The organism is Actinomycetota bacterium (assembly GCA_036280995.1).
Classification (GTDB): domain Bacteria; phylum Actinomycetota; class CALGFH01; order CALGFH01; family CALGFH01; genus CALGFH01.
Map to the genome: position 1 here is coordinate 1 of DASUPQ010000759.1, position 3,442 is coordinate 3,442.

The following is a 3,442-nucleotide window of genomic DNA, read 5'->3' on the forward strand; positions in this document are numbered from 1 at the left end:
GAGGCCGACTTCATCCTGGCCAAGCACCGCAACGGCCCCACCGACACCGTGACGGTCACGTTCCAGGGGCAGTACTCGCGGTTCGCCCCCATGGCGGCCCGGAGCCTCTAGGCCGACAGGTGTCGCGCGGGATGCCGAGGAAGTAGGTCCAGCCCTGCTGGTGGTCCGGTACGGACTCGAGACGGTGGTGCTGCCGGCGGGACGCCGAGGCGGCCGTCCTCCCAGTAGGCCTCGAGCTGCCGGCGCAGCCGCTCCAGGCCCGACTAGGTCACGCCTGCTGCTGGGTGATGTTGACCATCCAGGGGACCCCGAACCGGTCGGTGCACATGCCGAACTCGTCGCCCCACATCTGCTTCTCCAGGGGCATGGTCACGGTGCCGCCGTCCGAGAGCTTCTCCCAGTAGCCGCGCAGCTCGCCGGCGTCGTCTCCGCTCAGGCTGATCGACATGCTGTCGCCGGGGTTGCGCTGCATCCCGGGCGCGGTGTCGGAGGCCATGAGGGTGAACCCGCTGTCGGTCTCCAGCTGGGCGTGCATGATCTTGTCGGCGCCCGGCGACCCCGCGTCCCCGAACTCGCCGAAGGTGTTCAGGTTCAGCTCGCCGCCGAACACACCCTTGTAGTACTCCATGGCCTGGCGCGCGTCGCCGTCGAAGGTGAGGTACGGATTGAGCCGAGAAGCCATACCACGCTCCTTTGCCGTGGAGGATCGCGAGCGGTGGCAGCCTAGCGCGACCCGGTGACAACCGGAAGCGACCCGCCCGGCACTTGCGTTCATGCCCCGTTGGTCGGTGAAGTACCACCTGAGGTCCGCGACCGAAGGGAGCAGGGCGATGTGTACCGAGAAGTGCTTCGAGCCGACAGCGGCGGCGGCCACGACCGCGCGCCCCGGCCTCACCCGACGGGCGGCGCTGCTGGGCGGCGCGGCGGTCGCGGCCTCCGCGGCCTCCGCGGCCCTGGGCGGACCGGCCCAGGCCGGCGAGCGGGGGCCGGCCTTCCCGGGCCGGCGGCACGGCCTGCGCGACCTCACCTACCCGCTGACGACCTCCTTCCCGGCCTTCGTGCCCGGCGAGGAGGCGGTGCGGCGCACCACCGTGACCATCGAGGCCAACGGCTACTACATGCAGGAGTGGCGCATCATCGAGCACATCGGCACGCATGTCGACGCGCCCGGCCACTTCACCCTGGGCGGCCGCCTGGCGCCCGAGCTGAAGCCGTCGGAGCTGATCGTCCCGGCGGTGGTGGTCGACATCGCGGCCAAGGCGGCCCGCGACCCGGATGCGGTCGTGACCGTCGACGACCTGCGCGCCTTCGAGCGCCGGCACGGCCGCATCCCCCGCGACGCCGCCGTCCTCATGTACTCGGGCTGGGGGGCCAGGGTCGGCGACGCCGACGCCTACCGGAACGCCGACGCGAGCGGCACCCTGCACTTCCCCGGCTTCGACCCCGAGGCCTGCGAGTGGCTGCTGCGCCGCCGGAGGATCCGCAGCCTCGGCGTCGACACCCTCAGCATCGACCCGGGGAACTCGACCACGTTCGAGACCCACCTGATCCTCACCGGCGCCGACCGCTACGGGCTGGAGAACCTGGCCAACCTCGACCGCATCCCCAGGCGTGGCGCCACCATCATGGTCGGGCTCATCCCCTACGAGGAGGGCTCCGGCGGCCAGGCCCGCATCTTCGCCTCCTGGTAGGCGGCCCCCGCCGGCCGGCAGCGGGCGCCGTCAGGACCCGAGCGCGACCGGGCGGCCGGCGGCCGCCCGGAGGAGGGCGGTGACGGTGGCCCAGCCCTTGGTGGGGGCGGCGGCGGCGGGGGAGTAGCCGGGGGCGCCCAGGGGGATGCGGACCCGCAGGGCCCCGGGCAGGGTCCGGAACCGGATGGGCGGGTCGAGGACCAGCGCCTCGCCGTCGATGCCGATCTCGACCGGCTGGCTGGAGTGCAGCTCGAAGCTGCCGTCGGCCCACTCGACCCAGCCTGGCGGGCGCCAGGTCCTTCCGGCGGCCTGCGACTCGACCAGGCGGGCGATCTCGCCCGAGGAGCGGAAGGTGGCGGCCACGATGCCCAGGTTGCCGCCGTCGATGCAGCGCCGCGACCCGAACCCCTCGCCGCTGCCCAGCTCGTAGCGGTCGTTGGAGACCAGGATCAGGTGGGTGGAGGCGTGCTCGGTGCCGTCGGGGCCGGTGAAGCGGAGGTCGAACGGGGTGGCGTCGGGGCCGAGCATGTTGGGCAGCAGCTCCAGGGCGGTGCCGACCTTGTGGGCACGGTAGGCGGGGGACTGGACGATCTTGGCGTACAGCCCGACGGTGGCGTTGTTGACGAACACCCGATCGCCGGCCATGCCCAGGTCGATGCGCCGCTCCACCGCCTCCCCGAAGGCGTCCAGGGCGCCGACGACGTCGTTGCGGTCAAGGCCCAGGTCCATGGCCAGGTGGTTGCGGGTGCCGGCGGGGATGCAGACGAACCCGACGTCGTGCTTGGAGGCGATGGTGGCGACCAGGGCCTGGGAGCCGTCGCCGCCGGCCATCCCGAGGACGTCGGCGCCGCCGGCCACGGCCTGTTCGGCCAGCTGGAGCAGGTCGTCGCCGGGAGCCAGGACGACCGGTTCGATGCCGCGGCGGCTGGCCTCCTCGACCAGGTTGAACCGCTCCACCTTGCCGCCGCCGGACTTGGGGTTCATCAACAGGACGGGGCGGGTGGCCGGGCCGACCGGGGTGCCCGGGGTCGGGCTGCTCTTGAGCGACTTGATGTCCCGTCCCAGGGCATGCCTGGTCGCCACCCCACCGACCACGATCAGGGCCACCACCAGCAGGAGCGCCAGCAGGCCGCCGGCGGCGGCGATCACCAGCACGGCCGCCGCCACCAGGGCGAGGACGGCCAGCACCGCGGCGATGGTGCGGCGGATCCCAGGCCGGGTGACGGCGTAGGCGGCCGCGCCGACCCCGATGCTGAAGCACACCGCCGCCGCCAGCAGCATCAGCGGCCGCTGGATCAGCACGACCAGCAGCACCAGGAGCACGGCGAGCGGCGTCAGGAGCGCCGCCACCGCGCTCACCCGGCGTCCCAGGGGTACCGACTTCATCCTGCGGCCTCCTCCGCCGACCGTTGCATCTTGGCCGGGCCGGGCGAGCAGGGCAAGCCGTCGTCCGGAGGGGCCGGTAGGCTCGTTCGGTCGACGAATCCGAGAAGAACACCGGGAGGACCGGGACCATGTGCCGCAACATCACCACCCTCCGGGGCCTGGAGCCCGTGGCCACCGACGAGGAGATCGAGGCCGCTGCTCGTCAGTACGTCCGCAAGATCAGCGGCGTCCAGAAGACCTCCCCCCACACCGAGGCGGCGTTCGAGCGGGCCGTGCGCCGGATCACGTCCGCCAGCGAGCAGCTCCTCGCCGAGCTCCCGCCCCGCCAGCAGCCCCCGAAGACGCTGCCGCCGCTCCGCCGCATC

The 3,442-nt window shown here is 73.0% G+C and carries 5 protein-coding genes; 3 read left to right on the forward strand and 2 right to left on the reverse strand.

Annotation, left to right across the window (positions count from 1 at the left end; all coding sequences use genetic code 11):
* A partial coding sequence (locus VF468_25370) for a DnaB-like helicase C-terminal domain-containing protein (protein ID HEX5881617.1) occupies window positions 1-111 on the forward strand: 111 nt, incomplete at its 5' end.
* A gap of 157 nt (window positions 112-268) precedes the next feature.
* On the opposite strand, the gene VF468_25375 is transcribed toward VF468_25370, so the two are convergent.
* The gene (locus VF468_25375; protein ID HEX5881618.1) at window positions 269-682 is read right to left on the reverse strand and encodes a VOC family protein; all 414 of its coding nucleotides are present in this window, start codon (window positions 680-682) and stop codon (window positions 269-271) included.
* 148 nt (window positions 683-830) lie between these two features.
* On the opposite strand from VF468_25375, the gene VF468_25380 reads away from it, so the two are divergent.
* Window positions 831-1,691: a cyclase family protein gene (locus tag VF468_25380; protein HEX5881619.1), complete on the forward strand. Its 861-nt coding sequence runs from the start codon at window positions 831-833 to the stop codon at window positions 1,689-1,691.
* Between the two features lie 30 nt (window positions 1,692-1,721).
* Here the strand turns inward: VF468_25380 and VF468_25385 are convergent, their stop codons facing one another.
* A complete protein-coding gene (locus VF468_25385) occupies window positions 1,722-3,077 on the reverse strand; it encodes a diacylglycerol kinase family protein (GenBank protein HEX5881620.1) in 1,356 nt (451 codons plus the stop codon).
* Window positions 3,078-3,205: 128 nt separating this feature from the next.
* Between VF468_25385 and VF468_25390 the strand changes: the two genes are divergently transcribed.
* Window positions 3,206-3,442 (forward strand): DUF2277 domain-containing protein (locus tag VF468_25390; protein HEX5881621.1); only part of this gene is annotated, 237 nt, incomplete at its 3' end.

Coding starts and splice junctions, on each gene's coding strand:
- VF468_25375 (HEX5881618.1), bottom strand. CDS start 682: ATGGCTTCTCGGCTCAATCCGTACCTCACCTTCGACGGCGACGCGCGC.
- VF468_25380 (HEX5881619.1), top strand. CDS start 831: ATGTGTACCGAGAAGTGCTTCGAGCCGACAGCGGCGGCGGCCACGACC.
- VF468_25385 (HEX5881620.1), bottom strand. CDS start 3,077: ATGAAGTCGGTACCCCTGGGACGCCGGGTGAGCGCGGTGGCGGCGCTC.